Annotated in this window: 24 protein-coding genes and 1 pseudogene (1 of these 25 only partly in view); 15 read left to right on the forward strand and 10 right to left on the reverse strand. The window is 64.7% G+C overall.

Features of this window, described 5'->3' with window-relative positions; genetic code table 11:
• Together C450_RS07860 and C450_RS07865 are read right to left on the reverse strand one after the other, a co-directional pair.
• On the reverse strand, positions 1–285 hold the beginning of the coding sequence (locus tag C450_RS07860; protein WP_049910007.1) for a DEAD/DEAH box helicase. The gene continues 1,410 nt to the left of window position 1, outside the view; the window shows 285 of its 1,695 coding nt (coding positions 1–285); its start codon is at positions 283–285; its stop codon lies off the left edge, out of view.
• Positions 286–469: 184 nt separating this feature from the next.
• Positions 470–1,786: a dicarboxylate/amino acid:cation symporter gene (locus C450_RS07865; protein ID WP_005042368.1), complete on the reverse strand. Its 1,317-nt coding sequence runs from the start codon at positions 1,784–1,786 to the stop codon at positions 470–472.
• Between the two features lie 191 nt (positions 1,787–1,977).
• Here C450_RS07865 and C450_RS07870 point away from each other — a divergent pair, with 191 nt between their 5' ends.
• From C450_RS07870 to C450_RS07880, 3 genes and pseudogenes are all read left to right on the forward strand, one after another.
• Positions 1,978–2,292 (forward strand): FUN14 domain-containing protein, encoded by a 315-nt coding sequence (locus tag C450_RS07870; RefSeq protein ID WP_005042370.1) that lies wholly within the window; start codon positions 1,978–1,980, stop codon positions 2,290–2,292.
• 200 nt (positions 2,293–2,492) lie between these two features.
• Positions 2,493–2,966 (forward strand): annotated as a pseudogene (locus C450_RS07875) (helix-turn-helix domain-containing protein); the annotation flags it as partial.
• A 290-nt stretch (positions 2,967–3,256) separates the two neighbouring features.
• On the forward strand, positions 3,257–4,369 hold the full coding sequence (locus tag C450_RS07880; RefSeq protein ID WP_005042375.1) for a FecCD family ABC transporter permease: 1,113 nt from the start codon (positions 3,257–3,259) through the stop codon (positions 4,367–4,369).
• 131 nt (positions 4,370–4,500) lie between these two features.
• Here C450_RS07880 and C450_RS07885 read toward each other — a convergent pair whose 3' ends face one another.
• Entirely contained in the window at positions 4,501–6,060 is a 1,560-nt protein-coding gene (locus C450_RS07885; protein WP_005042378.1) for an aldehyde dehydrogenase family protein, read from the reverse strand.
• 292 nt (positions 6,061–6,352) lie between these two features.
• Positions 6,353–6,610, reverse strand: a complete 258-nt coding sequence (locus C450_RS07890; RefSeq protein WP_049910009.1) for a hypothetical protein — start codon at positions 6,608–6,610, stop codon at positions 6,353–6,355.
• Positions 6,611–7,599: 989 nt separating this feature from the next.
• On the opposite strand from C450_RS07890, the gene C450_RS07895 reads away from it, so the two are divergent.
• The 7 genes from C450_RS07895 (at position 7,600) to C450_RS07925 (ending at position 15,768) form a co-directional block, all read left to right on the forward strand.
• The gene (locus C450_RS07895; RefSeq protein WP_005042382.1) at positions 7,600–7,998 is read left to right on the forward strand and encodes a DUF5805 domain-containing protein; all 399 of its coding nucleotides are present in this window, start codon (positions 7,600–7,602) and stop codon (positions 7,996–7,998) included.
• A complete protein-coding gene (locus C450_RS07900; RefSeq protein ID WP_005042384.1) occupies positions 7,988–9,034 on the forward strand; it encodes a tyrosine-type recombinase/integrase in 1,047 nt (348 codons plus the stop codon). Before C450_RS07895 ends, C450_RS07900 begins: the two co-directional genes overlap by 11 nt.
• Before the next feature lie 178 nt (positions 9,035–9,212).
• Entirely contained in the window at positions 9,213–10,235 is a 1,023-nt protein-coding gene (locus tag C450_RS07905; RefSeq protein WP_049909949.1) for a 5-methyltetrahydropteroyltriglutamate--homocysteine methyltransferase, read from the forward strand.
• Entirely contained in the window at positions 10,232–11,302 is a 1,071-nt protein-coding gene (locus tag C450_RS07910) for a methionine synthase (RefSeq protein WP_005042388.1), read from the forward strand. The genes C450_RS07905 and C450_RS07910 overlap by 4 nt, the downstream gene beginning before the upstream one ends.
• A gap of 703 nt (positions 11,303–12,005) precedes the next feature.
• Positions 12,006–13,898 carry a S9 family peptidase gene (locus tag C450_RS07915; RefSeq protein ID WP_005042390.1) on the forward strand — a complete coding sequence of 631 codons (1,893 nt, stop codon included), beginning with the start codon at positions 12,006–12,008 and terminating at the stop codon, positions 13,896–13,898.
• Positions 13,899–14,036: 138 nt separating this feature from the next.
• A complete protein-coding gene (locus tag C450_RS07920; RefSeq protein ID WP_005042392.1) occupies positions 14,037–15,434 on the forward strand; it encodes a selenium-binding family protein in 1,398 nt (465 codons plus the stop codon).
• Complete coding sequence (locus C450_RS07925; RefSeq protein WP_005042394.1) at positions 15,418–15,768, forward strand: 2Fe-2S iron-sulfur cluster-binding protein; 351 nt, start codon at positions 15,418–15,420, stop codon at positions 15,766–15,768. Before C450_RS07920 ends, C450_RS07925 begins: the two co-directional genes overlap by 17 nt.
• Positions 15,769–15,786: 18 nt before the next feature.
• Here the strand turns inward: C450_RS07925 and C450_RS07930 are convergent, their stop codons facing one another.
• On the reverse strand, positions 15,787–16,212 hold the full coding sequence (locus C450_RS07930) for a DUF3054 domain-containing protein (RefSeq protein WP_005042396.1): 426 nt from the start codon (positions 16,210–16,212) through the stop codon (positions 15,787–15,789).
• A 38-nt stretch (positions 16,213–16,250) separates the two neighbouring features.
• Complete coding sequence (locus tag C450_RS07935; RefSeq protein WP_005042398.1) at positions 16,251–16,823, reverse strand: SAM-dependent methyltransferase; 573 nt, start codon at positions 16,821–16,823, stop codon at positions 16,251–16,253.
• 74 nt (positions 16,824–16,897) lie between these two features.
• Between C450_RS07935 and C450_RS07940 the strand changes: the two genes are divergently transcribed.
• Together C450_RS07940 and fen are read left to right on the forward strand one after the other, a co-directional pair.
• Positions 16,898–17,473 carry a GNAT family N-acetyltransferase gene (locus C450_RS07940; protein WP_005042400.1) on the forward strand — a complete coding sequence of 192 codons (576 nt, stop codon included), beginning with the start codon at positions 16,898–16,900 and terminating at the stop codon, positions 17,471–17,473.
• Positions 17,474–17,553: 80 nt separating this feature from the next.
• Positions 17,554–18,531: a flap endonuclease-1 gene (fen, locus tag C450_RS07945; RefSeq protein WP_005042403.1), complete on the forward strand. Its 978-nt coding sequence runs from the start codon at positions 17,554–17,556 to the stop codon at positions 18,529–18,531.
• Positions 18,532–18,626: 95 nt separating this feature from the next.
• Here fen and C450_RS07950 read toward each other — a convergent pair whose 3' ends face one another.
• On the reverse strand, positions 18,627–19,163 hold the full coding sequence (locus tag C450_RS07950; RefSeq protein ID WP_005042405.1) for a GNAT family N-acetyltransferase: 537 nt from the start codon (positions 19,161–19,163) through the stop codon (positions 18,627–18,629).
• 169 nt (positions 19,164–19,332) lie between these two features.
• Between C450_RS07950 and C450_RS07955 the strand changes: the two genes are divergently transcribed.
• The 3 genes from C450_RS07955 to C450_RS07970 all read left to right on the forward strand — a co-directional run bounded on the left by C450_RS07955 (position 19,333) and on the right by C450_RS07970 (position 22,774).
• Positions 19,333–19,584, forward strand: coding sequence for a BolA family protein (locus tag C450_RS07955; RefSeq protein WP_005042408.1), 252 nt, complete (start codon positions 19,333–19,335; stop codon positions 19,582–19,584).
• Positions 19,585–19,698: 114 nt separating this feature from the next.
• A complete protein-coding gene (locus C450_RS07960) occupies positions 19,699–21,111 on the forward strand; it encodes a class II fumarate hydratase (protein ID WP_005042411.1) in 1,413 nt (470 codons plus the stop codon).
• Positions 21,112–21,499: 388 nt separating this feature from the next.
• A complete protein-coding gene (locus tag C450_RS07970; RefSeq protein WP_005042415.1) occupies positions 21,500–22,774 on the forward strand; it encodes an NRAMP family divalent metal transporter in 1,275 nt (424 codons plus the stop codon).
• 411 nt (positions 22,775–23,185) lie between these two features.
• Here C450_RS07970 and C450_RS07975 read toward each other — a convergent pair whose 3' ends face one another.
• From C450_RS07975 to C450_RS07985, 3 genes are all read right to left on the reverse strand, one after another.
• The gene (locus C450_RS07975; protein ID WP_005042418.1) at positions 23,186–23,833 is read right to left on the reverse strand and encodes a nitroreductase family protein; all 648 of its coding nucleotides are present in this window, start codon (positions 23,831–23,833) and stop codon (positions 23,186–23,188) included.
• A gap of 101 nt (positions 23,834–23,934) precedes the next feature.
• Positions 23,935–25,080: an acyl-CoA dehydrogenase family protein gene (locus C450_RS07980; RefSeq protein WP_005042420.1), complete on the reverse strand. Its 1,146-nt coding sequence runs from the start codon at positions 25,078–25,080 to the stop codon at positions 23,935–23,937.
• A 104-nt stretch (positions 25,081–25,184) separates the two neighbouring features.
• Positions 25,185–26,840, reverse strand: coding sequence for a long-chain fatty acid--CoA ligase (locus tag C450_RS07985; protein ID WP_005042422.1), 1,656 nt, complete (start codon positions 26,838–26,840; stop codon positions 25,185–25,187).
• Positions 26,841–26,912: the final 72 nt, after the last annotated feature.

A 26,912-nucleotide genomic window follows, 5' to 3' on the forward strand; every position in this document is an offset into this window, starting at 1 on the left:
GAGCTGAGCGCGGGTGAACTGCTCGGGATGTTCGACCACGATCTCGCGGCGCTCCGGAAAGACGACGACGTGCTCGCGGTCGACGAACGCGGCGAACTCGGTCGGGTACCAGACTACAGGGTCGTCCTCCACGTCCGCGTGCTCGATCCAACCCGTTTCGGCCAGCTCGTCGAGAGCGTCGCTTGCCTCGGCGTGCGACCAGTCGAGGGCTCGTGCCATCTCGTCTGCCGTCGCGACGGGCCGACCGAGATCTTCGAGCGCCGCCCGGAACTCCGCCGCCGTCATCGCCGATGCGGAGTCGTTTGCCGTCGGTTCGGCGTCGACCGCCCGTACCGCTGGTTCGACCGCTGTCTCGCTCTCACCCGGCGAATCGTCGTTCGCGTCGGTCACTACTCGAAGGAAGGACGACTGTGAACAAACGGTTTGCGTCTCGATCGCGCTCGCGATGGAGTCCGTTCCTCGATCGGCCTCAGTCGTTCGTGCTGGGAGTTGGCGCGTCCGGCGGGGATCGATCGTCGGCCCACACACCCTCCGAAAAGTCGATCGCGTCGTTGTACTTCGCCGCGAGCGCCGTCACTGCGAGGTCACCGGTCACGTTGTTCGTCGTGGCGATCCGGCCGAGAATCGGGTCGACAGCGGCGACGAACCCGACGACGGTCAGGGGGAGCCCTAGCGCATTGAGGATGATCGTGAGCATGATGAGCCCCGCACCGGGGACCCCTGCAGTGCCGATACTGACGAGGACGACCGTCGCGAGCACCGTCACCTGATCGCCGAGCCCGAGCGGAACGCCGACGACGTTGGCCGCGAAGACCGCCGTGACGGCCTGCCGGATCGCCGCACCGTCCATGTTGATCGTCGCGCCGAGGGGCAGCGAGAACCCGTACACCGACTCGTCGACAGCGAGGTTGTCGCGGGCGTCGGCAATAGTCACCGGGAGCGTGCCGCTCGACGACCGGATCGAAAAGGCGGTCACCATCGCGTTTTTCGCGCCCGAGAGGAAGGCGACGGGCGACTGGCCGAGCAGCCCCACGGTGATGAGTCCGAGGTAGGTCACGCCGATGTGGATCGCGATTCCGAGCGCGACCACGCCGACGAGCGACGCGAGCGAGACGATCCCCGCGATCCCGTTGGTCGCGAGCGACGCCGCGGTCAGCGCGAACACGCCAAGAACGCCGTACTCCATCACGCCCCAGACGATCGCGAACAGCGCCTCGGTGCCGGCGTCGACGAACTCGAAGAACGTCTCGCTCCCCGCTCGCACCCGCTCGTCGTCGGTTCGATCACGAACCCACGCGAGGCCGAGCCCGAACACCACCACGAAGAAGATGATCGAGAGGAGATCGCCCTCCGCCATCGCCCCGACCGGGTTGTCGGGCACGATCCCGAGCACGACTTCGGCGATCGAGGGCGCGCTCGCCGACTCGGCCTCGCCAGGGACGAACTCCTGGCCAGCACCCGGCTGGAGGAGGTTCGCGACCGCGAGACCGATGGTCGCCGCGATCGCGGTCGTCATGATGTAGAGACCCACGACCGTCCCGCCGACGCGGCCGAGTCGTGCGGGCGAGAGACGCTTCATGCCGGCGAGCAGTGTGAAAACGACCAGTGGGACGACGAGCATGTTGAGCAGCGAGAGGAAGAGATCCCCGAGTGGTTGCAGGCGCGTCGCCGGTTCACCGACGACCAGCCCAACGATCGCGCCGAGAACGAACCCGGCGGCGATGCGGTAGACGATGGGGATCGATCGATACGTCTTCGCGATACGACGAAGCGGAGCCAGATTCACGATATCAACAGTTGTCGATCCGGGCACCAACCACTGTCGGTTTCGTCGGAATCCGCCGCCATCTCTGACGCAGCGGCCCGAATCGATCGAATCGACCGACTCAGTCGAGTCGATCGTGATGACTCTCCCGTGACCTGTCGAACGACGGATTATAAGTGCCCCCGTCACGACGGAGGAGACGAAGACACGTGATGGGGTTCGAAACCGCGCTCGGTAATCTCGGCACGGCGTTCGGCGGGAGCGCGCTCGCGGGCGGTGTCACCGGGTTCGCCGCGAAAAAGCTGGCCAAGATCGCCGTCGCGATCGTCGGGATACAGCTGGCGGTGGTCACGTATCTCGACCACCAAGGCATGCTCGACGTCCAGTGGGCGGCGCTCGACCACGCGCTCGCGGGCGCACAGCAAAGCCTCCAGACGGTTCCACCGTGGCTCACGGCGCTCGGCACGACGCTGCCCGTCGGAGCGGGGTTCGTCGGCGGTTTCTTCCTCGGATTCAAGCGCGCCTAAGCGACCGAAAGCCAACGTTCTGGACCTATCTCGCACACCGTTGTCCTGAGAACCCATCGGCAGTCGTCGATGTTTTCGCGAAGAACGGTCGAACCGACGAGATCGTCCAGCATCTGCCCCTCGTGTACTACCGACCGTGAATCTGTATCATCGAAATTCTGTCGTCAGAATTTTCTACCCGGAGCTTGAAGTCGTAATCGATGGACCACCTCGACGACATCTCGATCGAAGAACTCCAGGAAGCGCTCGACGAGGTGAACGCCGCGAAGCCGGCCCAGCGCCTCCTCGCGGCGATCGCGTACAAGAACGGGATCACCCAGACCGAACTCGCCGAGTGGTACGGCGTCCAGCGACGGACGATCTACAGCTGGCTCAAGCGCCTCGACGACGGGCCACTCGATCAGGCCGTCGTCGACGCGCCACGCTCCGGCCGGCCGCGGAAGCTCACCACGAAGCAGCGCCAGGAGTTCGAGGCTGCCCTCCACGAGTCTCCCACCGAAGTCGGCTACGACGAACCGGCGTGGACGCCGGCGCTCGTCGGCCGGTTCGTCCACGACGCGTTCGGCGTCGAGTACTCCGAACCGAGCTGCCGCCGACTCATGAAAGAGGCGGGCCTCGAATACCGCGTGCCGCCACGGCCGCCCGCCGGGGCAGGATCGGAGGATGAATCCGACGATCGCGGCAGCGGACAGTGGACGCCGTAGTTCCTTTCGGCCCGACGACTGTTTGAGCGAATCGATCTCTCCACGAGGTGCGGTCGATTCGGGTGCGTGTCGCACGATGTGATTAGTTCTACCGGGCTGCATCGATCATTACACCGTCGTTGACTTCGACCGTCGTCGAAACCCGAAGGCGTTATATCTGATTAGGGCAGCCTAAACCGTATGATGAACGACGAGCGCTCGCGTGTCCTTCTCGGCAACGACACAGTGGGCTCGGGTGGATCGGGTGATCGGTGGTTCGTATGACCGAGAACACGCGTCAGGACGATCATGCGGCTGGCGATCGGCAGTGGCTGGAGTGGATCGATGGCTCGCTCGCCACGCTCATCCTCGGCAGCATCGCGATCGTCGTCGTCGCCGGGCTCGTTCAGGTCAGCTTCGGCGCGTACTCGATGACGATCGCACAGGCGTGGGGGGCCGTCTTCAACCCCGAGGTAATCTTGAATCCGGCAGCGCTCGAGGCGTTCCTGCTCGGCGGCGAGGTGCCAGAGATGGGACGACGGAGCCTGATCGTCTGGAACATCCGTCTGCCGCGGGTGCTGGTCGCGGTGCTCGTCGGGATGAACCTCGCGGTCTCTGGCGCGATCTTCCAGGCAGTCACCCGGAACGAGCTCGCGAGCCCGTTCATTCTCGGCGTCTCGTCGGGTGCGGGGCTGATGATCCTGCTCACGCTCGTCGTGTTCAGCGGACTGTCGGCGTTTCTGCCGTTGATCGCGTCGCTCGGCGGGGCGGTCGCGTTCCTGCTCGTCTACGCCATCGCGTGGAAGGGTGGGACCTCACCGGTGCGGCTGGTGCTCGCGGGCGTGATCGTCTCGACGATGTTCGGCTCGCTCCAGACCGCGATGTTCTTCTTCGCCGACGACATCGGCGTGGTTCAGGAGGCGATCGCGTGGACCACCGGATCGCTCACGGGCACCGACTGGGCGCAGGTTCGGATGGCGCTGCCGTGGTCGGTGGTGGCGATGGTGCTCGCGCTCGCGAGCGCACGCCAGCTCAACGTCCTCCTGCTCGGCGAGCGGACCGCGAAATCGCTGGGCATGAGCGTCGAGAAGGTCCGCTTTGCGCTCTCGGGTGTCGCGATCCTCGCGGCGTCGGCGAGCATCGCGGTCGCAGGGATCGTCGGCTTCGTGGGGCTGATCGTTCCCCACGTCGTTCGGAACATCGTCGGCAGCGACTACAGGCGTCTCGTCGTCGGCTGTGTGTTCGCCGGTCCAGCCCTGATGGTCGCCGCCGATGTCGGGGCGCGGCTCGCGCTGAATCCGGTCCAGATCCCCGTCGGGATCGTCACCGGCCTGGTCGGCGGCCCGTACTTCCTCTACTTGATGCGAAAACAGCAGGAACTCGGCGAGCTCTGACCGCAACCGAACAGTCCCGAGAACGAAATCACGTCACCCTCGGTTGCATCCGCATCTCGTCTCAGCCCGAGATCCCCTCGTAGCCGTCGGTTCGAGAACGCTGTCCCGAGTACCCCTCGACTGGAGGCGTGTTAGAACGGGTACTCCCGGGGCTCGTTCTGGACGGAGATCCACTTCGATCGAGTGACCTCTTCGAGCACGTATTCGCCGTTGAACCGACCGATGCCCGAGGCCTTGTAGCCGCCGAACGGAACGTGCGGCTCGTCGTTCACCGGCTGATCGTTGACGTGAACCATTCCGGCGTCGATTCGGTCGGCGATCTGCTGGGCGCGACCGACGTCGTTTCCGTACACCGACGCGGCGAGCCCGTACTCGGTGTCGTTCGCCAGTTCGATGGCGTCGTCGGTGGCGGTGAACGGAATCACCGGTGCGACCGGTCCGAAGTGTTCGTTGCACGCTGCCGCCATCTCGTTCGTCGCTCCCGAGAGCACCGTCGGGAGCACGAACGGTCCAGTGGCGTCGCCGAGTGTGGTCTCCGCGTCGAGTTCTCCTGCCCGTGTCGTGCCCTCGATATCGTCGAGCGAAACGGCCGCACCGCCGGTTTCGAGCGTTGCACCTGCCTCGACCGTCTCCTCGATGTAGCCGAGCATCTGATCGCGCTGGCTCTCGTTGATGATCGGTCCGATGACCGTGTTTTCCACGGTGGGGTCGCCGACGGGGAGGGAGTTCGCCTTCTCGGCGAGTGCGTCGACGTAGTCATCGTAGAGCGACTCGTGGACGAGATGGCGGTTGATCGAGATGCAGATCTGCCCCTGATGGAGGAACGTGCCGAACGCGCCAGCGTCGACCGCTTTCTCGACGTCAGCGTCGTCGAGCACGACGTGTGGACCGTTCCCACCGAGCTCCATCGCGGGATACGCGAGGTGATCGACCGCCTGCTTTGCGACCCGACGGCCGACGGCCGTCGATCCGGTGAACGCAATGACGCCAGCGGCGGGATGGCCAGCCATCCGATCGCCGATCTCCGATCCGCGTCCCGGAACGACGTTGAGGAGCCCATCGGGAAGCCCGGCTGCCTCGAAGACGCGCGCGATGAGCAAGCCGCCAGTGATCGGCGTGTCGGATGCGGGCTTGAGAACGACGCCGTTTCCGGCCGCGAGCGCCGGCGCGACCGCCCGTATCGAGAGATGCAGCGGGAAGTTCCACGGCGAGATGACCCCGACGACGCCGACCGGCTCGCGTTTGACGAAGTTCTGCTTGCCGTCGATGTTCGATGCGCGGTGATCGCCGGAGATCCGCGTTGGAAAGCTCGCGGCCTCCTGTGTGATGCCGGCGGCGCTCTCGAACTCGCTCGCCCCCTTTATTTTCGCCGCCCCGGATTCGACGGCCAGTAGTTCGATGATGCTCTCGCGATTGTTCCGAAGTACCTCCACCGCACGGGAGACGACGGCCGCGCGCTCGCCGGGCGACCGCTCCGCCCATTCCGCCTGAGCAGCTGTGGCGGTCTCGTAAGCCTCGTCGATGTCATCGACGGTTCCTTTCGGCACCGTGGCGATCTGTTCGTGTGTTGCCGGGTTTTCGACCACGAGCGAATCGTGGTCGGTCGGCGAGTGTTCGCCGTCGAGATAGAGTCGATTCCACTCCGCATCGACCGAAATGTCAGACTGCTCTGCCTGTGTCGACTGCGACATGGAATCGTCTACGGGCTTGACGTGGATGTACCGGCGGAATGCGGTCCGTGTTGCTCGTTCCGACTCGGATCGCTGCGTCCAGCTCGAACGGAGAGCAGCGTCGCCCCCGCGACGCTAGAACTGTGCTCGCGAGTGGTGTACGTGACTGTTCGGGCTCGTTTCCCCATCGTTGGTCGGTGCTGATTCTGTCGGGCTGAAGTGAGTGAAGATTGACGATCTGTGGCCGAGGACTTTGTATCGCGGTATAAGATTCATGAGTTGTGGCTCGAACACTCGTGGATCGAATCGGGAGCTACTCTGACTCTCGTTGGGACTGGTTCAGGATCGCCTGGGTGACGAAATGACGCTTCGAGACCGGCGAGTCGAACTCGTAGTCGAGGTCGTCGAGCGTTGCCTCGACCGTGGTCGCGAGCGCGAGCGCGTCTTTGACCGCCGCCGAGCGCGAACCAGCGTGTTCGGGACCACAGTAGAGTGCATCGTCGAATTCGTCGAGAACATCGTCGTCCGACCCGATCCAGACGCCGATCGTGGTACCGTCGTTGCTCGCCATGTCGACCGAGCGATCCACAGGGAGAAAATCCCTCCGAAGGTAGTCTCGAAGACACAGATCTGGAATCGGATCCCGACAGCCCCATTGAATCACGGGCTCTCGGCGATCCACGTGCCAGCGGTGAACGCGACGAGCCACGGCAAGCTCACGGGCTATTTCGGGTGAACCAGTCGTATGATTGCTTCGAGTGGACGAACAATCGTGAACATCAGGTGGTGCGGCTACACCCGATGTTGTAGAGCCGTATTAGATAGTCGATCACCGCGTCGGCCGCGGGGGCAGGACTCCGCTGTGAACTTCTGGATCGGGGTGTTGTCATACGAGTGCTGCTCCAGTCAGGGATCGTAACGAGCAACTCGCCGCGATCCACAGGGCGGCACCTGGTCCCGAAACCCGAGGGAGCCCGCGAGGATGCGATGAACTCGTGAATCACTCGTTGGGACCCGTAGGAGCTCTCGAAGGTTCTCGACCTCCGTGCTGTCCAGGTAAGCTGAGAGTAATGAGAGGGCTTCGCACCCTCGATGCCAGAGACTCGCTGCCGCTCGGGAGAGTGATGTCCACTCGTGATCTCGAAACCGTGATGTATTTCCGACGATTCGTCGGAAGACCTCCAGTCACCCGAGATGACGAGAGATATCTCCGGCGTCCCTTTGATCACGATCTTCGGTCGTGTCGCTCCGTTCAACTTCTCTCGGCACGGTCCCTTCGACCAGCGCCGAGTATCCAAACGTCAGTGATTCCAAAACCGTGTGATTTAAAACACTGGATGTTCAGCATCCCGTGACTCTCCACGACACGCCCACCGCGAATCGACACATGATCCTGCAAGCCTGCAAGGATTTGCTGCAAGGGGAATCGTTTTTGGCCTGCAAGGGCGCGCGAAAATCGCTGTACTGCGGAGGGGTTGGCCATTCCACCCTCTGAGAGATAAGAGACTTTATCGACTGAGCGGCGGAACATTGATGGCGAAAGGATTCGTTGTTTGGCCAATGACCGATGGCGCGGATACCGACCGGAAAGAAGTCAGAGTGAGCGTTTCGGCACACCAGAAAGCGCGGTGGCGCGAGCACGCCGATGAGTTGGGTATGAACCAAAGCGAGTTCGTTCGGACGATGACACAGGCCGGTCGGCGTGGCTTCACCGTCAGCCCCGATGAAGCCGAACGAACGGATTCTGAGGACGAAACCCCTGGGGTTGATGGCCTCGAAGACCGGGTCTTCGACGTTCTCGACGACGACTACTGTTCGTGGGACGAGCTCGTCGAAGCGCTCACCGAGGACATCGAGGGACGCCTCGAAACCACACTTCAGCGCCTCCAACGCGAGAATCGAGTCGAGTACAGCGGACGCCACGGTGGCTACAGCCTCACGAACACCGATGGCGACTGAGGCTGCCGGTGTGGACGATCCGATCGGTTACTTTCTCCAGGACCTCGAGTACCACGGGCGTTCGGAACGGACACAGGAGGCCTACGAGCGTGTTCTCCGGCAGTTCGAGGGGTTTCTCGCGGATTCCGACCAGTGCCCGGGTGGTCCATTTACACCGGACGAAGCCGGACAGCGCGAGTGTATGGCCTGGGTGCACTCGATCCGCGCCGAGCACAGGCAGAGTACGATAGCGACCTACGCATCGTATCTGCATCGGTTCTACACCTACATGATACAGGTCGAGGTGTTCGAATCGAACCCGATGGCGCTCGTCGTCGAGGAGATGGACGAAACCATCGAGAAAGACCCCCAGCGACGCGACGTGTCGGTGTCCGAAATGCGCCGATTCGTCGACGAGATCGTTCACCCACTCGATCGGACGGTGATCGTGACGTTGCTGAAAACCGGAATGCGCGTCGGTGAGCTCTGTAACCTCGATCTACGAGACCTCGCGATCGACGACGAGGATCTCGAAGCAGTCCACACCCTCGGTGGACGAGGGCAGCTGAACGGACGGGCCGGATCGATCTACGTCGCGAGCGACGTGGGCCGCGGGGACATCATCAACGGCGAGAGACGGCGTGCGGCGAACAAACGGCGACGCGCGACGACACTCCCGGTCGACGACGAACTCCACGGGACCCTCCGTCGGTGGCTCGCCGTTCGACCCGACGCCGTCTCGGATGCCGACCCGCTGTTTCTCAGCACGCGAGACGACTGGGGGCACCGTCTCACGCCACCGATGGTACGCTCGATCGTCTCGAAGTACGCGCGCGCGATGGACTGGTACCACACCGGCGGTGGCGCGACCGAGAACGTCACACCCCACTACTTCCGGCATTTCTTCACCACGCACCTCCGGGATCGCACCGGCGACCGCGGCATCGTGAAATACCTCCGTGGCGACGTCGCCGACGATATCATCGACACCTATACCCACAACTGGGGCGATCGCGTTCGCGAGGTCTACGAGGAGAACATCTATCAGATCATGTGAACGAATTTCGACCTCAACGTGCCTGGCGAACAACGCATAAATTCTATACCGCTATATTGATCTAGAGGGGTGAGCTAACCATCCGCCGCTCCTGTCCACCGTAGGCCGAGACGAATGATTACTGCAGAGCATTAAATAGAGTAGTAAATATTAAGCAGCGTCATTCCGTGGGCTGTGTATGTCCGAATTTGTGGCGACGACGCCAGGCGTGTTTCCGCTGCCCGATTGGGCGAAGGATCGGCTGGGAAGCCTGAAAGGCCACCAGAAGGAGGATCTGATCGATGGCGAGGAGACCGGTGAGATCGCCGACGCCTACGACGAGGCGCGTGCGGAGGTCGCCGACTGGCAGGCGACTGCCGGCCTCGATCGCGTGGTGGAGGGGCAGCTCCGGTGGGACGATATGCTCGCCCATCCGCTGTGTGTCCACGACGCGGTCGAGACTCGCGGGATCGTCCGGTACTACGACAACAACAACTTCTACCGCGAGCCGGCGGTCACCGGCGAGTTGACCTTCGACGGCGACCTCGCGGACGACCTCGACCACTTCGCGGCGCTCGACGGTGTGTCCGAGTCACGCCAGGCGGTCGTTCCCGGTCCGTACACCCTCTCGGATCTCGCGACCGACGAGTTCTACGGCGACCGGGCGGCGTTTCTCGACGCGACCGCGGAGTTCCTCACCGGCGAAATCCGGGCCTTTCCCGACTGTGAGACCCTGTTCGTGCTCGAACCGTCGCTGGTCACGAACCCGCCCGCGGACGGTCTCGACGAGCGCGCGAGCGACGCGATCGACCGGGTAGCAGGGGCGACCGACGCCGACGTGGTGGTGCAGACCTACTGGGGCGCGCTGGAGGAGAAGGTCCACGCCCACCTGCTCGACGCCGACATCGACGCCGTGGGGTATGACTTCGTGACGAACCACGAGGAGAACCTCTACAACATCAACGAGTACGGCACGAAAGAGTCGATCGCGCTCGGCCTCGCCGACGGCCAGAACACCAAGATCGAGGACGGCGAGACGATCACCGAGCGGATCGAGTGGGTCACCGAGAACGTCCCTGCGGCGGAGTTCGAGACGGTCTACGCCACCACGAACACCGAGCTGTTCTACCTGCCGGTGAACAAGGCGAAAGCGAAGCTCGCAGCGCTCGCCGAGGGCGCCGCACTCGCTGGCGCTGACGCCGATGAGGAGGTGAACGCATGACTCGCGAGCAGTTCCGGCCCGACGACCACCCGAACGAGCAGTTCATCCTCTCGACCGTGGTCGGCAGCTATCCCAAGCCCAAGTGGCTCGACCGCGTGCGCGAGCGCTACGAAGAGTCCGACGACTTCGACGACGCGAACTGGGCGGAGGCGACCGACGATGCTTCGCGGCTCATCACCCACGAGCACGAGCGCGCGGGGCTCGACGCCGTGGTCGACGGCGAGATGCGCAGAAACGAGATGGTCGAATACTTCGCCGAGCGGATCGAGGGCTACGAGTTCAATGGCCCGGTCAAAGTCTGGGGGCACAACTACTTCGACAAGCCCTCGGTCGTCGAGGAAGTCGAGTACGACGACTCGTGGCTGGTCGACGAGTTCGCGTTCACCGACGACGTCGCCACCAAACCAGTCAAGGTCCCGATCACCGGACCGTACACCCTCGCGAGCTGGTGTTTCAACGAGAGCTACGACGACGACCGGGCGCTCGCGCTCGATCTCGCGGACCTCGTGAACGAGGAGATCGGGAAGCTGGTCGAGGCGGGCGCGCGCTACATCCAGATCGACGAGCCCGCGCTCGCCACCACGCCCGACGACCACGCGATCGTCGGCGACTGCCTCGATCGGATCGTCGCCGGACTGCCCGACGACGTCCGAATCGGGCTCCACGTCTGCTATGGGGACTACTCCCGGATCTATCCCGAGATCCTCGAGTTCCCGATCGACGAGTTCGATGTCGAGCTCGCCAACGGTGACTACGAACAGCTCGACGTGTTCAAGGAGCCGGAGTTCGACCTCGATCTCGCGCTCGGCGTCACCGACGTCCACGTCGCCGAGGTCGAGTCCGTCGAGGCGATCGAGGCGAACATCGAGAAGGGTCTGGAGATCGTGCCACCGGAGCGTTTGACCGTGAGCCCCGACTGCGGCGTGAAGCTCCTCCCGCGCGAGGTGGCCTACGGCAAGATGGCGAACATGGTCGAGGCCACCCGGAACGTCGAGCGCAAACTCGACGACGGCGAGATCGACGCGCGGGCGCTCCGCGAGGGTGCGACCGCGAGCGCCGACGACTGACCGATCAAGGATTCTGTCACCGCTGATCGGCGACTCCTGCCCTTCGCGGTTGGCGCGCGCTCGCGCTCGTGTGCGAGTGAAACGAGCACCGAGCGCGGATCGGCGTGCGAGGGATGAGCGAGTGAGCGAAGTGAACGAGCGAGTGGGTTGGGGAGGCGTGTGGACGGTTGGGGTGCTGTGCTGTTTCTCATTGGTGTCGGCATCGCAGCGGTCACGACGACAGCGACGGCTACCGAAACAACCGCAACTGCGGCCGTGATCGGTTCGAAAGCCCCGACTGGCTCAGGTTCTGCTCGCGGGCCGTAGGCCCGCTCGCACGGCCCGAGGGAGCTTCGCTCCCTCGCTGTCGCCGGCGCGAAGCGCCGGCTGCAAGAGGTTCCGAAGGAACCTCTCTGCCCGGGACTCGCTATCGTTCGAGAGACACCTCCGACGTCTCTCGAACCACGCCCCTCACCCCGCTCGTTGCACTCGCTCGGCTGGGGTGCTTGCCGGACGAGACTCGCTCCCCCGTCTCGCTGGCTCCCGATCGCGTCGCTCACGGGAACGTCCTCCGGGTTTCTTGAACCAGTCGCCCCTTTCATTCCCTTCCGTGCGGTTTCTCGGTGAGCCATCGCTCATGGCCACACGGATCAAGAACGATAGCAGAGTTTCTTGCCGGATTGCCGAGAAGATTTTTAACCCAGTGGCGAAACGATAATGAACGATGACCGACCCCGACGACGTGCTCGAATCCCTCGCCAGTCTCCCGAGCTTTCACCACCCGATCGCCACCGAGGACGGCGATCAGGTCGCTTTCTACTACGACGAATCGGGCCGGAATGAACTTCACATTCTCGACGTCGAGACTGGCGAGCATCGCCAGATCAGCGACGGTGAAGTGCCGCGCAACGCCCGATGGGGCGTCGAGTGGAGCGCCGACGGCGACCGGGTGTTCTTTCACCTCGACGAGGACGGCAACGAGCAAAACGACATCCACGCCATCGACGTGGGCGGAGCTACTGCGGGCGAGACCGAGCCGGTCGTCGAGATGGACGGCCAGGTATCTCTCGCTGACGTTGGCGACGACGGCGACACGCTCCTCTTGGGGTCAACCCGCGACGGCCAGATGAACCTCTATCGCCACGACCTCGCGGCCGACGAAACCGAGAAGATCACCGACTACGAGCGCGCGGCGTTCGGGGGACTCCTCTCACCCGACTGCGAGCGGATCGCCTACGCCACCAACGAATCCGACGACTTCGACAACATGGACGCCTACGTCGCCGACGCCGACGGATCGAACCCCCGCAATTTGGGGATCGGCGAGACCGGCGCGGAGTCCGTCCACGCCGACTGGGGGCCCGACGGCGAGTCGCTACTGGTTTCGGATAACACCGAGGACGTCGGACGGTGTGGGGTGTACGACTTCGAGAGCGAGGACGTGACATGGTACGGTGACCTCACGGCCGAGGAGTCACCGGTTTGTTTCCTGCCTGACGGCGAGCGATTCCTCGCGCTCCGGATCCGCGAGGCGGCGGTGATGCCGCTGGTGTACGACTGCGAGACCGGTGAATCGCGCGAACTCGACCTACCGGACGGCGTCGCAACCTTCCCCGGGGAAGCGGTGCTCGACGACGATCGCGTCCTCGTGGTACACACGACGTCCGACCGGCGTCCCGAACTGGTGGCCTACGACCTCAAAACGGATGCGTACGAGACTCTCCTCGAGGGAGAGTACGGGGAGTTCGACCTCGATGGGTTCGCCGATGCGGAGTATTTCACCTTCGAGAGCGCTGGCGACACCGAATCCGGGCCGGCCGCCGCGTGGACCGGCGACAACGAGACTCTGGAGATCGGTGCGCTGCTCTATGACTCGGGCGAACGCCCCTCACCGCTGATCGTCAATCCCCACGGCGGCCCGCGCGGGGCGGACGTGAAACGCTTCAACCCCCGGACCCAGTTCCTGCTCAAACGCGGCTACAGCGTGCTCCAGGTCAACTATCGCGGCTCGGCTCACTACGGCCGCGAGTTCGCCCAACTCCTCTACGACGACTGGGGCGGCGGCGAGCAGGCCGACATCGCGGCGGCGACTCGACTCGCATCGGAGTACGACTGGATCGACGACGACCGCGTCGCCGTCTACGGCGGCTCCTACGGCGGCTACAGCGCCTACTGTCAGATGACGATGTATCCCGACCTCTACGACGCCGGCATCGCGTCGGTCGGACTCACAGACTTGGAGGATATGTACGAGAGCACGATGCCGCACTTCCGGACCGAACTCATGGAGAAGAACCTCGGCACGCCCGAGGAGAGTCCTGAAATTTACGACGAGCGCAGCCCCGTCAACTACGCGGAGAATCTTTCGGCCCCGCTCCTGATGGTTCACGGCGTGAACGACCGCCGTGTGCCGGTCTCGCAGGCCCGCATCTTCCGGGACGCGCTCGACGACCTCGGCTTCGAGGAGGGCGAAGACGGCGAGTACGAGTACGAGGAGCTCGGCGAGGAGGGCCACGGCTCCTCGGACATCGACCAGAAGATCAGGACGTACCAACTGCTCGACGGTTTCCTCGACCGCCGGCTCGGCGGCGCGAAAGCCGAGGGAACAACGGACTGACGTTCGGCACTATTCGAGCAGCGATCGCACCGCACGCCGACGGCGTCCCGGTTCCTTGTGAAACCGGCCATCGAAACAAGAGGTTTATGTTGCCGCTTTCGGGCGGATGATACCGCTGCCCACGAGTGTAGTATGGGCATGAGTGACGCACAACAGCCGGACGATACGACGGCGCATGCGGATCACGAAGGGCACGACACCGAAGGACCAGGCTATACGACGCCCCAGGCCGCGATCGAAGAGTCCGAACCTGAAAAGATTGCGTACGTCATGGGTTTGTACGTCGGCACGGACGTCGATGCGCCCGACTTCCTCGGCGTGGTCGACATCGATCCCGATTCGGAGACCTACACCGAGATAATCGACCGGGTCGAGATGCCCAACCGGGGCGACGAGCTCCACCACTTCGGCTGGAACGCCTGCTCGTCGTCGTGTCACATGGACGGCCTCGAGCGCCGCCATCTCGTGATCCCCGGCCAGCGCTCCTCGCGCATCCACGTCGTCGACACGAAGGATCGACGCAACCCCGAACTCGAATCGGTGATCGAACCCGAGGAGGTGTTCGAGCACGACCTCTCCGCACCGCACACTACCCACTGCATCCCAGATGGCCAGATCCTGATCTCGATGCTCGGGGATGCCGACGGCGACCTTCCCGGGGGGTTCCTCGCGCTCGACGAGAACTTCGAGGTCGACGGCCGGTGGGAGCCGCCGGGCGAGATCGAGATGAACTACGACTACTGGTATCAGCCCCGGCACAACGTCATGGTCTCCTCGGAGTGGGCCGCACCGAAGACCTACTATCCGGGGTTCGACATGGACGACGTCGAGGCGGGCAACTACGGCCAGCGACTCCACGTCTGGGACTGGGAGAACAAGACTGTGGAGCAGACGATCGATCTCGGCGAGGAGGGGCTGATTCCGCTCGAAGTCCGCTTCCTCCACAGCCCCGAGGCGACCCACGGCTACGTCGGCGCAGCACTCTCATCGAACGTCTTTCATTTCCACGACGCCGGTGAGGAGTGGCGTGCGGAGCCGGTCATCGACGTCGAGGCGCGCGAGCACGACGGCTGGGACATGCCCGTGCCTGGTCTCGTCACCGACCTCCTCGTGTCGATGGACGATCGGTACCTGTTCTTCTCGAACTGGCTGCACGGCGACGTCCGGATGTACGACATCTCGGATCCGGCGAATCCACGGCTCGCCGATCGAATCTGGGCCGGTGGCCACTTCGGCGACCCAGCCCCAGTGCAGGATCGCGAGCTCGCTGGCGGGCCACAGATGCTCCAGCTCAGCCTCGACGGCGAGCGCCTCTACTGGACCACCTCGCTGTTTTCGAGCTGGGACAACCAGTTCTACCCCGAGGAGGCCGAGCAGGGATCGGTGATGCTCAAAGCCGACGTCGATCCACGAAACGGCTCCATGAGCCTCGACGAGGAGTTCCTCGTGGACTTCGGCGACCTTCCGGATGGTCCGGCGCGCGCCCACGAGATCCGATGGCCAGACGGCGACTGCACGAGTGACGTCTGGCAGTAGCGCACACGACGTCATTCTCGTGTGGCAGGACGGCCAGGAAGGAAGTGACGAACGCGAAGAGCGGCTGTCAGTCGGTGAGGACGAGATCGTCCTCACGGCGGCTGAATGCGCTGGCGTCGCACTCCCCTTCGGCTGTCGCACCGGCGCGTGTGCGACCTGCACCGGAAAACTCCTCGACGGACGGATCGAACACGCTCGTCCGCCACGGGCGCTGAAGGAGCGCCACCGCGAGGCGGGCTACGTCCTGCTCTGCATCGCCGAACCGCGGTCGGACTGTCGGATCGTGGTCGGGAGTTCCGTCCAGGCCGAGCTGGTGTCGAACCCGTGGCAGTGAACCGTTCGGTCGTCCGCTTCAGCCCCGACTGCTGACGTACGCGACCGCCGCGCGCCACGGCACCAGCAGGACGAGGCCGACACCGAGCGAGACGAGGACGAACGCGATCGCGAACCCGCCAGGGAAAACCGGCGTCGCGCGGAGTGCCTGACCGATCAGCGCCGCTCCGATCCACGCGAGCGCGGTCCGGCGGACGGCGGTGCCGACCGATCGGGAGGTCGATGGTGCATACACACCGGCGAGGATCGAGACGAGCGCCCAGCCGAGGAAAAACGGGAGCGCGGTGCCGACAACTCGCGGCGCATCGGCCACGAGATCGTAGCCGTGCTGGAGTTCGCCGAGGACGACGAACAGCGAGATCAGGAGGAGATCGCCGACGGCGAGCGCGAGCGTTCGCGGCGAGGAGTCGGTGCGCGCGCGGAGCGACGCGACGGCGCTGCTCATGCATTCCGGTTCGAAGCGCGGCAGAATGTATCCGTCGATCAGCGTTTGACGCCCGCGACCGTGTAGCCGAACCCGCGGGAGGGGACTGCGGCGTCGAGGCCCGCGTTCTCGACGCCCGCAGCGAGCTCCTCGGGGGTGAAGAACTCCGAATCGAACCCCACGAGATGTTCGGCCGCGACCAGCGCGCGCCCGCGTAGCGTCGCGCGGTCGAACTCCCGACAGACGAGCACGCCGCCTGGCCGGAGGACGCGCTTCGCCTCGGTGAGTGCCCCCGTCCGATCGGCGACGTGATGGAGCGCGTCGACGATGAGCACCGCATCCATCGATTCGTCGGCGAACGGGAGTGATGCGCCGTCCGCACGGACGCCGTCGAGTCCCAGCCGTCGCGCCTCGCCGAGCATTCCGTGGGCGGCGTCGACCACGATTCGTTCGGGAACGTCGATCGTGCGTACCGCCCGGCCGGTGCCGCCGCCGACATCGACGACGCGCTCGATGTCGCGCTCGGCGAGCGCGAGCCCCGCCCGGAGCGCGCGCTCGTCGGTCGAGGGCATGAACCGCTCGTAGTGGCGCGCGAACCGCTCGAAGTACGCGACGTCGCCGGGCGTGTGCATACCTCGTCGTAGATCCGCCGATGGCTTAAAAACCACCCCGGAGGACACATCCCTCGCGCCCGTTCAATGGCGACATGGAGTACGTCGTGTGTGGCTGGCCCGAGGACGGCCCGACGCTCCGGCTCGACTACCGGCGGTTCAGCTACGCCGGGAAGTTCGTGATGTCCTCGACTGGAAAGGCCGTTGCCCGCGAGACGGACGCAGCCGTGAACGCGGGCAGCAGCGAGTTCGACGAGTGGGTCGTTGCAGCGGTCGCGTTCAACGAGGACCGCACCGACCCGGACACGCTGTGGTTGCGGTATATCACCGTCCGGAACGACCGTCGTGGCGAGGGGATCGGCGCACGACTCGCGGCGTTCGCCGCCGAGCGGGCCGCGGTACGCGGCTACGAGCGCCTCCGGATCGCGGTCAACAACCCATTCGCCTACGAAGCGCTCCACAAGGCCGGGTTCGGCTACACCGGCCGGGAAACCGGGATCGCCGAGCTCGTCCTCGAACGGCCCGCCGGCCGGCCGGCCGAGCGCTCGCGCACGGCCTACCAGACAGGGCTCGATATCTACCGCGATCGCGATCTCTCGGATGGTGAGCAGCGGTTTCTGGCATCGCGGAGCGACGCCGAGCCGCCGGCAGTGATCGAACCACCCGCGTGATCGCGCGCTCGTTTCCGCCCCCACTCGATCGCTGACCGGCTGTCGGGGGTTTCAAGCGACCTTCACCCGTACCGACGGCAATGGGAAACGCAGACCTCCGCCAGCTCGCCGCGATCGAGCCGATCGCCTTCGCGGATCTTTCGGGTGCAACGGTAGCGATCGACGCTCACAACTGGCTTTACCGGTATCTCACCACGACAGTCAAGTGGACGAGCGACGCGGTCTATACGACGGCCGCGGGCGAAGAGGTCGCCAATCTGATCGGCGTCGTCCAGGGCCTCCCGAAGTTCTTCGAACACGACATCACCCCGGTGTTCGTCTTCGACGGTGGCGTCACCGACCTCAAGACCGACGAGGTCGAACGCCGGCGTGAACAGCGCGAGCAGGCCGAAGAACGCGCTGCCGAAGCGCGCGAGGCGGGCGACGCGGTCGAGGCTGCCAGACTGGAAGCTCGCACCCAGCGCCTCACCGACACGATCCACGAGACCACGCGCGAACTCCTCCGCCTGCTCGACGTTCCGGTCGTGGAAGCGCCCGCCGAGGGCGAGGCCCAGGCCGCCCACATGGCTCGCTCTGGAACCGTGGACTACGCCGGCAGCGAGGACTACGACACCCTCCTGTTCGGCGCACCACACACTCTCCGGGGGCTCACGGGCAAGGGCGACCCCGAGTGTATGGAGTTCGAGGCCACCCTCAAAGAGCACGACCTCACGTGGGAGCAGCTCGTCGACGTGGGCATCCTCTGTGGCACTGACTTCAACGAGGGCGTCTCGGGCGTCGGTCCGAAGACCGCAGTCAAACTCGTCCGCGAGCACGGCGACCTCTGGGCCGCGCTGGAGGCCGAGGATAGGTACGTCGAGAACGGCGATCTGATCCGAGAGCTGTTCTTGGACCCCGACGTGACCGACGCCGCGTTCGATACCGACATCGAACCCGACCTCGACGCGGCACGCGAGTACGTGACCGGCGAGTGGGAGATACCCGAAGACGAGGTCGAACGCGGCTTCGAGCGGATCGAGGAGAGCGTCGTGCAGTCGGGACTCGACCGCTGGACCTGAAACCAGCTGTGGCAAGTGCCGCCAGTCGGGCTATCGATACCGCGTGTGAGTGAGCCCGTCAGTACTCGTGAAAACCGACCACGACGAAGTGTGGTCTACAAATCGGCAGTGGAAACCGTCATTCGACGACGGTGCGTCTCGAAGCCGAGATTCTCGTAGAAGCCGATGGCGCGCTCGTTGTCGGCATCGACATCGAGGGCGAGCTCCGCACAGCCTGCCTCACGTGCTCGCTCCGTGGCGCGGTCGATCAGCCGTCGGCTGAGACCCGTACCGCGGTAGGGCTCGCGGACGTAGATATCCCCGACGACCAGTCGATCCGGACGATCGAAGACCGAAGATGCTTCGTCGATCTCGGTCGTGACGAAACCGACGAAGTCGCCGTCGGTGGTGGCGAGGTCGGCGTCGTTGCCCGCGCCGTCGGTCGGCGAGTCGTCGACGGCGACCCACGCCCGGTAGCCCGCTTCGTCGAGCCGGTCGAGTCGGAACGCCGTCTCCTCGGCGACGAGATCGACGTCCTCGGCGAGCGCGTGGCGGTCGACGATCGCTTCGAGGTCGTGGTGGAAGGGGATCCACAGCTCCTCGACGTAGCGACGGACGGCGGGTTCGTCGGCTGGAAGCCGGCGGAGTTTCATGTGTACCCATCGAGCGATCGCCGAGGTATATACGTCGTGGATCGCCAGAATCAGCGTTGTAAGCGCTCGACAGCCCCGCTTCGAACTCGTCACGAGACGTCGGTCGCCGGCAGTGATCTCGCCACGAGCGACCTGAAGCGTTTTGCCGCTGGCTCACGCCCGTTCGGACATGGACACCACCGAAGTCGAGCGACTCATCGAATCCGGGATCAAGGATGCAGACGCCACCGTCACCCAGCCACGCGGCGAGGACGACGACCATCTCGCCGCCGTCGTCGTCGCACCGGCCTTCGAGGACGAGACGCTCGTCGCACAGCACGAGCAGGTCTACGACGCGCTCGGCGAGCATATGACGACCGATATCCACGCGCTCGAACTCAAGACCTACACTCCCGAGGAGTACGCCGAACGCAGCGCCTGATCGGGACGGACTGCCGAGACGGATCCGTACCAGCGGTGACGGCAGTCGGGTGGTCACGACGAGCGCGTGACCGCTTCCCGTGAGTTTTACCAACCCCGGCGCAAAGCGGGGTGCATGAGCGATCAGGACACCCGCACCGAGGCAGACAGTCTGGGCGAGATGGACGTCCCCGCGGACGCCTACTGGGGGGCACAGACCCAGCGTGCGGTCGAGAACTTCCCGATCAGCGGGATCGGGTTCGATCGGCGGTTCGTTCGCGCGCTCGGGATCGTGAAGAAGGCCGCCGCACAGACCAACCGCGACCTCGATCTGATCGACGACGAAACCGCAGAAGCGATCGTCGCGGCAGCCGAGGAGGTCATGGCCGGTGAGCACGACGGCCAGTTCCCGGTCGATATTTTCCAGACGGGATCGGGGACCTCCACGAACATGAACGCCAACGAGGTGATCGCGAACCGCGCGAGCGAGATCCAGGGCGACGAGGTTGGATCGCGGGCGGTCCACCCGAACGACGACGTCAACTTCGGCCAGTCCTCGAACGACGTGATCCCGACGGCGATGCACGTCGCCACGCTCGAATCGATCGAGCGCGATCTCGTGCCCGCGCTCGAACGCCTCCGGACGGCGCTCGGCGAGAAGGAAGCCGAGTTCGACACCGTTGTCAAAACGGGGCGGACTCACCTTCAGGATGCCACCCCCGTCAGACTGGGCCAGGAGTTCGGCGGCTACCGGGCCCAGATCGACAAGGGAATCACCCGCGTGAACAAGACCACGCGCAATCTCTCGGAGCTCGCGCTCGGCGGGACCGCGGTCGGCACGGGATTGAACACCCATCCCGAGTTCCCCGCGCGCGCGGCCGAACGCATTTCCGGAGAAACAGGATTACCGTTCGAGGAGGCCACCGACCACTTCGAGGCCCAGGCCGCCCACGACGCGATGGCGGAAGCCCACGGCGCGCTCCGCACGGTGTCGGGGTCGCTCAACAAGATCGCCAACGATCTCCGACTCTTGGCGTCGGGCCCCCGCAACGGGCTCGGCGAGATCGACCAGCCCGAGAACCAGCCCGGCTCGTCGATCATGCCCGGGAAGATCAACCCCGTCGTCGCCGAGGCCGTGAATCAAGTTCACGTCCAGGTCGTCGGCAACGACGCCGCGGTGTCGACCGGCGCGGCGAACGGCCAGATCGATCTGAACCTCTACAAACCCGTCATCGCTCACAACACCCTCCAGTCGATCGCGCTGCTCGCGAACGCCAGCGAGACCTTCGCCGAGAAGTTCGTCGATAACCTCGAAGCCAACCGCGAGCACTGCGAGGAGCAGGTCGAGCAGAGCATGGCGCTCGCGACCGCGCTGAACGCCCACATCGGCTACGACAAGGCGAGCGAGGTGGCGAAAGAAGCACTCAAAGAGGACAAGACCGTGCGCGAGGTCGTCGTCGAGAAGGGGTATCTCGACACCGAAGAAGCCGACGAGGTCCTCGATGCGCGCGCGATGACCGAACGCGGGATTCCGGGCCGCGAAGAGTAGCGCGCTCTCGGTTCTGTCCCCACTATCGGTTGCCGTCCGCGACCGATCCACCAGTGGCCGGTGACGAGACCCGTTCAGTATCGGCGATGACGAGGATCGATTCCACAGCGGAGCCTCGGGACGAGCGTCCTCCTCCGGCGATGGCCGGCGATTCACCGGTATCGTTCGCTCCGCACTCCACAGAAACACCTCGTCGACGGTAGTTTCCGTCGTCGTTCGACGAACACTGAACCACCACATCGCCGTGGAACGAGTCGTCTGCAAGCAACGCCCTTAGGTGGCAAGCGACCTGCCATACTGTTGTCAGAGTCACTGCGGCGATGGATGGCGGAAAATCCCGGTTGCGGCGCGGACTGTAGTGCGAGCGATCGACGTTCTTGGAGAAAACATGTCAGGTACTACTACATCGTATCGAGAGCGGGTTCGTGACACGACGTCCGGCTTCTTCCAGCAGTACGGGCTGGCGTTCGTGATGGTTGCTAGCTACTTCGGCTCCGGATCGATATTCATCGCCAGTTCGGCCGGCGTCCGGTTCGGGTATGCGTTGCTGTGGGCGGTCGTCGGTGCAGCGTTGCTCGGCTTCATGGCACAGGACATGAGCGCCCGGCTCGGCATCTTCGGCGAGCCGCTGATGGTGTTCGTGCGGAAGAAGCTCGGCGGACGGATCGCGACCGTGCTCGCCGTCGTCCTGTCGAGCGGTTGTTTGCTCTGGGCGTTCGAGCTGACCGCTGCGGTCGGGAAAGGACTCTCGCTGCTGGTCGGTGGCGCGGTCGGCTGGATGCCGCTCGCCGTCCTCACGGGATTTGCTGCCGTCGCCGTCGGCCTGTTGAACTACGAGGGCATCGAGCAGCTGATGACTGCGATGATGATCGGACTGCTGGTCGTCTATCTCTTCGTCACCGGCACGACCGCCCCGCCGCTATCGGCGATCGCCACCGGGTTCGTGCCGAGCGTTCCCGGTGTCGGCGCGCTCACGCTCGTGGCGTCGATTCTCGGCACGACCGCGCTCTGGCCCAACTTCTTCCTCGAATCGAACCTCGTCGCGGAGAAAGGCTGGTCCGGACGATCGGACATCACCCCGATGCGGCGGGATCTCGGGATCGGTTACGCGGTCGGCGGGATCACCACGATCGCAATCTTGGTCCTCGCGGCCGCCGTCCTCCGGCCGGCGGGCTACACCGAACTCGAGACGTTTCTCACCCCGGGACGCGCGCTCGGGAACGTCATTGGCGAGTGGGCGCGAACGGTGTTCCTGGTCGGCGCGGTCGCTGCGGCGTTCAACAGCATCATCCCGATCATGTGGACGCCGTCGTATCTCTTCCAGCACGCCCGCGGAACCGAGGCCGATTCGGCCTCCCGGAGCTTCAAAGCCATCTACGCACTTCTCGTCAGTATCAGCGGCCTCTCGCCGCTGATCACGATATTCTTCGGTCTCGGCGTGATCGACATGATCATCCTCTTCCCGGCGTACAACGCCATCGTCGGGCTCCCGATCACGGCCGCACTGCTGTTCTGGGCGGTCAACGACGAGAACACGATGGGCGAGCACCGAAACACACGCTTGCTCTCGGTTCTCAACGCCGCACTCGTCGTGTTAGCGGTCGTGTCAGCGACGACCTCGCTGCCGGGCGTCGTCGACGCACTCCTCTCCGGGGGGCTTTAACCACCGCTCGCGCTCGGGTCGTGGGCGTGTCCCGGTTCGTGAGAGCTGGTATGCGGAATCGATCATGGGTGCGTCGATGCGGGCGAGCACCCGCTTGAGAACGTGCTGTGCTCTCGATTCGGTGGCGTCGGTATCGTTATTTCGATCGGCGTTAGCGACTGTTCCGTCGTGGCGGTCGGCTCCAATCATTCTCTTGGTCGACGTCCGCTGCGTACTGAGTGCGGACATTTGAACGTTCTGGCAGTGGGCAGCGATGGACAGTGACGGGTCGGGATTTCGGAAACAGCCTGCTATTGCTCGGTGAGAGTTACTCTGGCGGCCGGTTCAACCGATACATTCTGTTCTCGTCGGCATCGTCCCTTCCGTCCCGTCGAAACAGCGTTCCGGATGACGGCACGCTACGCCGAAGATTCAGCTCGGTGTGAAGTCGCCAGCGAAGACGATCTCGTCGAGATCCTTGCGCTGGTTCGGGTGTTCGCCGTCATCGGCGTCGCCCGGAGCGATCGCGTCCTCGTCGCGTTCGCCGATGGCCGTCATCGCCTCGACCGCGTACTCGTCGGTGAGATCGAACAGTTCGGCGGCTGCGTCGTAGTCGAACCCCTGCATCCCGTGGACGACGAGACCACGGCGCGCCCCCTCCAGCGCGAGATTTTCCGTTGCTGCGCCGGTGTCGAAGGAGTGGGTGGGCGCAGGCTCGCCGTTGTGGTCGAACGTGGTTTTCGAGAGCACGACGACGAGCGCCGCGGCGTCGGTCGCCCACTCGCGGTTGCCTTCGGCGAGCAGATCCACGAAATCGTCCCACGGATCGTCGTCCGGCGTCGCGTAGACGAACCGCCAGTGTTGGTTGTTGTACGACGACGGGGCCCACCGGGCGGCCTCGAACAGCGCGAGGAGATCGTCCTCCGGCAGCGTGTCGCCGGTCATCGACCGCGGCGACCACCGGTTGACGAACAGCGGATCGATATCGTATGCGGGATCGCGGTGTTCGTCGACCGGGTCGCGGAGGCCGTCGACGGTCGAACCGTCGAACTCGCTGTCGCTATCGCTTTGCTGTTGCATCGATATACGACAAGAGACGTCACACACGGACAAACCTACCGAACGGCAAATCGAGTGCTCGATGGATGACAGCAGTTTCGCGAGACAGGACGAATCAGCGGTCAGCGCTGGCGGTAGATCAGGTTGCGCTGGATCGCGTTCGCGCCCTCGTAGATCACCGGGATCCGACAGTCGCGGTAGACACGAGCGATCCGGTTTTCGGTCAGCACCGACCGACCGCCGTGGAGCTGCATCCCACGCTCGGCACATTCGACGGCAGCCTCGGTGGAGTTGGCCTTGGCGAGCGCAGCCCAGTAGCCTGCGTTGTCCTGATCTGCCACTTTGCCGGCGGCGCGCCAGTTGAGTGCGCGGGCGCGCTCGAATTCGATGAGCATGTCCGAGAGGTCGTGCTGGACGGCTTGGAACTCGCTCACGTCCCGGCCGAACGCTTCGCGGTCGTGGACGAACTCCCACGCCTCCTCGATGGCGGCCGCAGCGAGACCCAACCCGTGGCCGCCGACGACGATCCGGCCGTGGTTGAAAAACTCCGCGAGCATGTAGAAGCCGGTGCCCTCGTTACCGACGAGGTTTTCCTCGGGGATCCGGCAGTCGTCGAGTTCGATGTGGCCCTGCTTGGAGGCGCGAAAGCCCATCTTCTCGGGGATGTGTTCGGCGTCGTAGCCGGGTGCGTCGGTCGGGACGATGAACATCGAGTAGTTCGAGTAGCGATCGTCCGAGTCGCCGGTTTTGGCGTAGAGAGTGAGCCACTCGGCCTCGACCGCGTTGCCGACCCAGTACTTCTCGCCATTCAGCACCCACTCGTCGCCGTCCTTTTCCGCGCTCGTGGTCATCCCCGCGAGGTCGCTGCCGGTCTGGGGTTCCGAGACTGCGAGTCCGGTGATCTGGTCGCACTCGGCGACCGGGCGGAGGAACTCCTCGTGCTGGTCGTCGTTGCCGTACTTCTCGACGATCTCGGCCCCGAAACTCGCGAGCTGGAGCGTGAGCGCGATCCCGGCGTCCGCACGATAGAACTCCTCGGCGATCGCGAGCATTGCTTCGAGGCCGAGATCGCGGCCGCCGAGCTCCTCGCCGATGTCCTGGGCCACGAGGCCCGCGTCCTGGCCGGCTTCGAGGATCTCCCACGGGTACTCGCCGGTTCGGAAGTACTCCTCGGCGTTGGGGGCGATGTGCTCGTCAGCGAACTCACGGGCCTCGGCTTTGACCTCGCGTGCGTGCTCGGGCACGATCGACTCGTCGAGTAGCTCCATACCCTCGATGGGAGCGCGACGCCCAAATAGGTCGCGTAAACCGGAAACCGTGCGCCGAGGGTTGTTCGGGTTGCTGCTCCGCTGCTCCGTCACCGCGGTGACGGCTACTCGTCCTCGGGAGCGGCCTCCGCGGGTGCCGCACCCTCAACCAGCGAGGCGTCGGCGTACTCCTCACGGATGTCCTTCTTCGAGAACTTCCCGGTCGCGGTTTTGGGCACCTCGTCGATGTACTCCACGTCGTCGGGAACCCACCACTTCGGGTACTCCTCGGCGATCATTCCGAGGAGTTCGTCGGCGAGTGCGTCTCTGTCGGCGTCGTCGCCAGGCACCACGAACGCGACCGGGCGCTCCTGCCAGCGTTCGTGGGGGACGCCGACGACGGCGGCTTCGGCCACGTCGTCGTGAGCCATCAGTGCGTTTTCGAGTTCGACGCTCGAAATCCACTCGCCGCCCGACTTGATGACGTCCTTCGCGCGGTCGACGATCTGGATATACCCATCAGGATCGACCGAGACCACGTCGCCGGTCTTGAGCCAGCCGTCCTCGAACTCCTCCTCGTTGGCCTCGGGACGCTCGAAGTACTCGGTGGTGACCCACGGGCCACGGACCCAGAGCTCGCCGAACTCCTCGCCGTCCCACGGCACCTCGTTGCCGTCCTCGTCGATGACTTTGAACTCGATGCCGGGCACCATCAGCCCCTGTTTGCCGCGCTTTTCGTGCCGGTCGTCGGCGTCCCACTCGTCCATGCCCGGCTTGAGCCGTGCGACCGAGCCGATCGGACTCATCTCGGTCATTCCCCACGCGTGGAGGACATCTACGCCGAGCTCGTCGAACTGACGGATGACCGACTTCGGGGCGGCGCTCCCGCCGATGACGACCTCTTCGAGCGAGGAGAGGTCGACATCGTTGTTCTGGACGTATTCGAGCAGTCCGAGCCACACCGTGGGGACGCCAGCAGTGATCGTGACGCCCTCTTCCTCGATGAGCTTGGCGAGGTCGGCCGGATCGGGCGACGGGCCGGGGTAGACATGTTTCGCGCCGGCGGCGGTCGACGAGAAGGGCATCCCCCACGCGTTGACGTGGAACATCGGCACGACCGGCATCACGACGTCCGTATCCTCGATGCCGAGGCCCTGGGGCGTCACCGTGGCCATCGTGTGCGACCAGAGCATTCGCTGGGTGTACTCGACGCCTTTCGGCCGCCCGGTGGTGCCGGAGGTGTAACACATCCCGGCCTCGCGATCCTCCTCGATCGCGGGCCAGTCGTACTCGGTTCCCTGTTCGGCGATAAACGACTCGTAGTCCGTGACGGGATCGAGGTCGATTTCCGGAACCTCGTCGGCCATCACCACGAACTGCTCGACGCTCCCGAACGAATCGGCGTCGTACGCGCCGGCGAGCTTCTCGGCGAGCGAGGGGTCGACGAACAGGAGCTCGTCGGTCGCGTTCTCGACGATGTACTGGATGTGCTCGTCGGGCAGGAGGGGGTTGATGGTGTGGAGCTGGCGGCCCGAGTCGGGAACGCCGAAGTACGTCTCGAAGTGACGGTGGTGGTTCCAGCAGAACGTGCCGACGCGGGCCTCGTTATCGATGCCGGCGTCATCGAGCGCGTTCGCGAGACGGGCGACGCGGTCGCCGTACTCCGAATAATCGTACCGTTCGATCCCGTCGGCGGTGCGCGAGACGATCTCGGTATCGGGGTAGAGTCGTTCCGCGCGCCAGCGGAACGGTCGCAGGGTCTGTGGTGTGCCTCGTGGCATACAATCTCACAATGGCCGGTCCGTAATGATTCTTCCCACCAACGGCGATCGTTCACCCGTGCCTCGTCGGCA

Source organism: Halococcus salifodinae DSM 8989 (genome assembly GCF_000336935.1).
GTDB lineage: Archaea > Halobacteriota > Halobacteria > Halobacteriales > Halococcaceae > Halococcus > Halococcus salifodinae.

What these genes read in the sequence shown, in the direction of transcription:
- C450_RS07955 (WP_005042408.1), top strand. Translation starts at nt 19,333, where the DNA reads ATGGACACCACCGAAGTCGAGCGACTCATCGAATCCGGGATCAAGGAT.
- C450_RS07905 (WP_049909949.1), top strand. Translation starts at nt 9,213, where the DNA reads ATGTCCGAATTTGTGGCGACGACGCCAGGCGTGTTTCCGCTGCCCGAT.
- C450_RS07930 (WP_005042396.1), bottom strand. Translation starts at nt 16,212, where the DNA reads ATGAGCAGCGCCGTCGCGTCGCTCCGCGCGCGCACCGACTCCTCGCCG.
- C450_RS07935 (WP_005042398.1), bottom strand. Translation starts at nt 16,823, where the DNA reads ATGCACACGCCCGGCGACGTCGCGTACTTCGAGCGGTTCGCGCGCCAC.
- C450_RS07970 (WP_005042415.1), top strand. Translation starts at nt 21,500, where the DNA reads ATGTCAGGTACTACTACATCGTATCGAGAGCGGGTTCGTGACACGACG.
- C450_RS07900 (WP_005042384.1), top strand. Translation starts at nt 7,988, where the DNA reads ATGGCGACTGAGGCTGCCGGTGTGGACGATCCGATCGGTTACTTTCTC.
- C450_RS07870 (WP_005042370.1), top strand. Translation starts at nt 1,978, where the DNA reads ATGGGGTTCGAAACCGCGCTCGGTAATCTCGGCACGGCGTTCGGCGGG.
- C450_RS07960 (WP_005042411.1), top strand. Translation starts at nt 19,699, where the DNA reads ATGAGCGATCAGGACACCCGCACCGAGGCAGACAGTCTGGGCGAGATG.
- C450_RS07895 (WP_005042382.1), top strand. Translation starts at nt 7,600, where the DNA reads ATGACCGATGGCGCGGATACCGACCGGAAAGAAGTCAGAGTGAGCGTT.
- C450_RS07985 (WP_005042422.1), bottom strand. Translation starts at nt 26,840, where the DNA reads ATGCCACGAGGCACACCACAGACCCTGCGACCGTTCCGCTGGCGCGCG.
- C450_RS07915 (WP_005042390.1), top strand. Translation starts at nt 12,006, where the DNA reads ATGACCGACCCCGACGACGTGCTCGAATCCCTCGCCAGTCTCCCGAGC.
- C450_RS07975 (WP_005042418.1), bottom strand. Translation starts at nt 23,833, where the DNA reads ATGCAACAGCAAAGCGATAGCGACAGCGAGTTCGACGGTTCGACCGTC.
- C450_RS07910 (WP_005042388.1), top strand. Translation starts at nt 10,232, where the DNA reads ATGACTCGCGAGCAGTTCCGGCCCGACGACCACCCGAACGAGCAGTTC.
- C450_RS07890 (WP_049910009.1), bottom strand. Translation starts at nt 6,610, where the DNA reads ATGGCGAGCAACGACGGTACCACGATCGGCGTCTGGATCGGGTCGGAC.
- fen (WP_005042403.1), top strand. Translation starts at nt 17,554, where the DNA reads ATGGGAAACGCAGACCTCCGCCAGCTCGCCGCGATCGAGCCGATCGCC.
- C450_RS07950 (WP_005042405.1), bottom strand. Translation starts at nt 19,163, where the DNA reads ATGAAACTCCGCCGGCTTCCAGCCGACGAACCCGCCGTCCGTCGCTAC.
- C450_RS07940 (WP_005042400.1), top strand. Translation starts at nt 16,898, where the DNA reads ATGGAGTACGTCGTGTGTGGCTGGCCCGAGGACGGCCCGACGCTCCGG.
- C450_RS07980 (WP_005042420.1), bottom strand. Translation starts at nt 25,080, where the DNA reads ATGGAGCTACTCGACGAGTCGATCGTGCCCGAGCACGCACGCGAGGTC.
- C450_RS07885 (WP_005042378.1), bottom strand. Translation starts at nt 6,060, where the DNA reads ATGTCGCAGTCGACACAGGCAGAGCAGTCTGACATTTCGGTCGATGCG.
- C450_RS07880 (WP_005042375.1), top strand. Translation starts at nt 3,257, where the DNA reads ATGACCGAGAACACGCGTCAGGACGATCATGCGGCTGGCGATCGGCAG.
- C450_RS07920 (WP_005042392.1), top strand. Translation starts at nt 14,037, where the DNA reads ATGAGTGACGCACAACAGCCGGACGATACGACGGCGCATGCGGATCAC.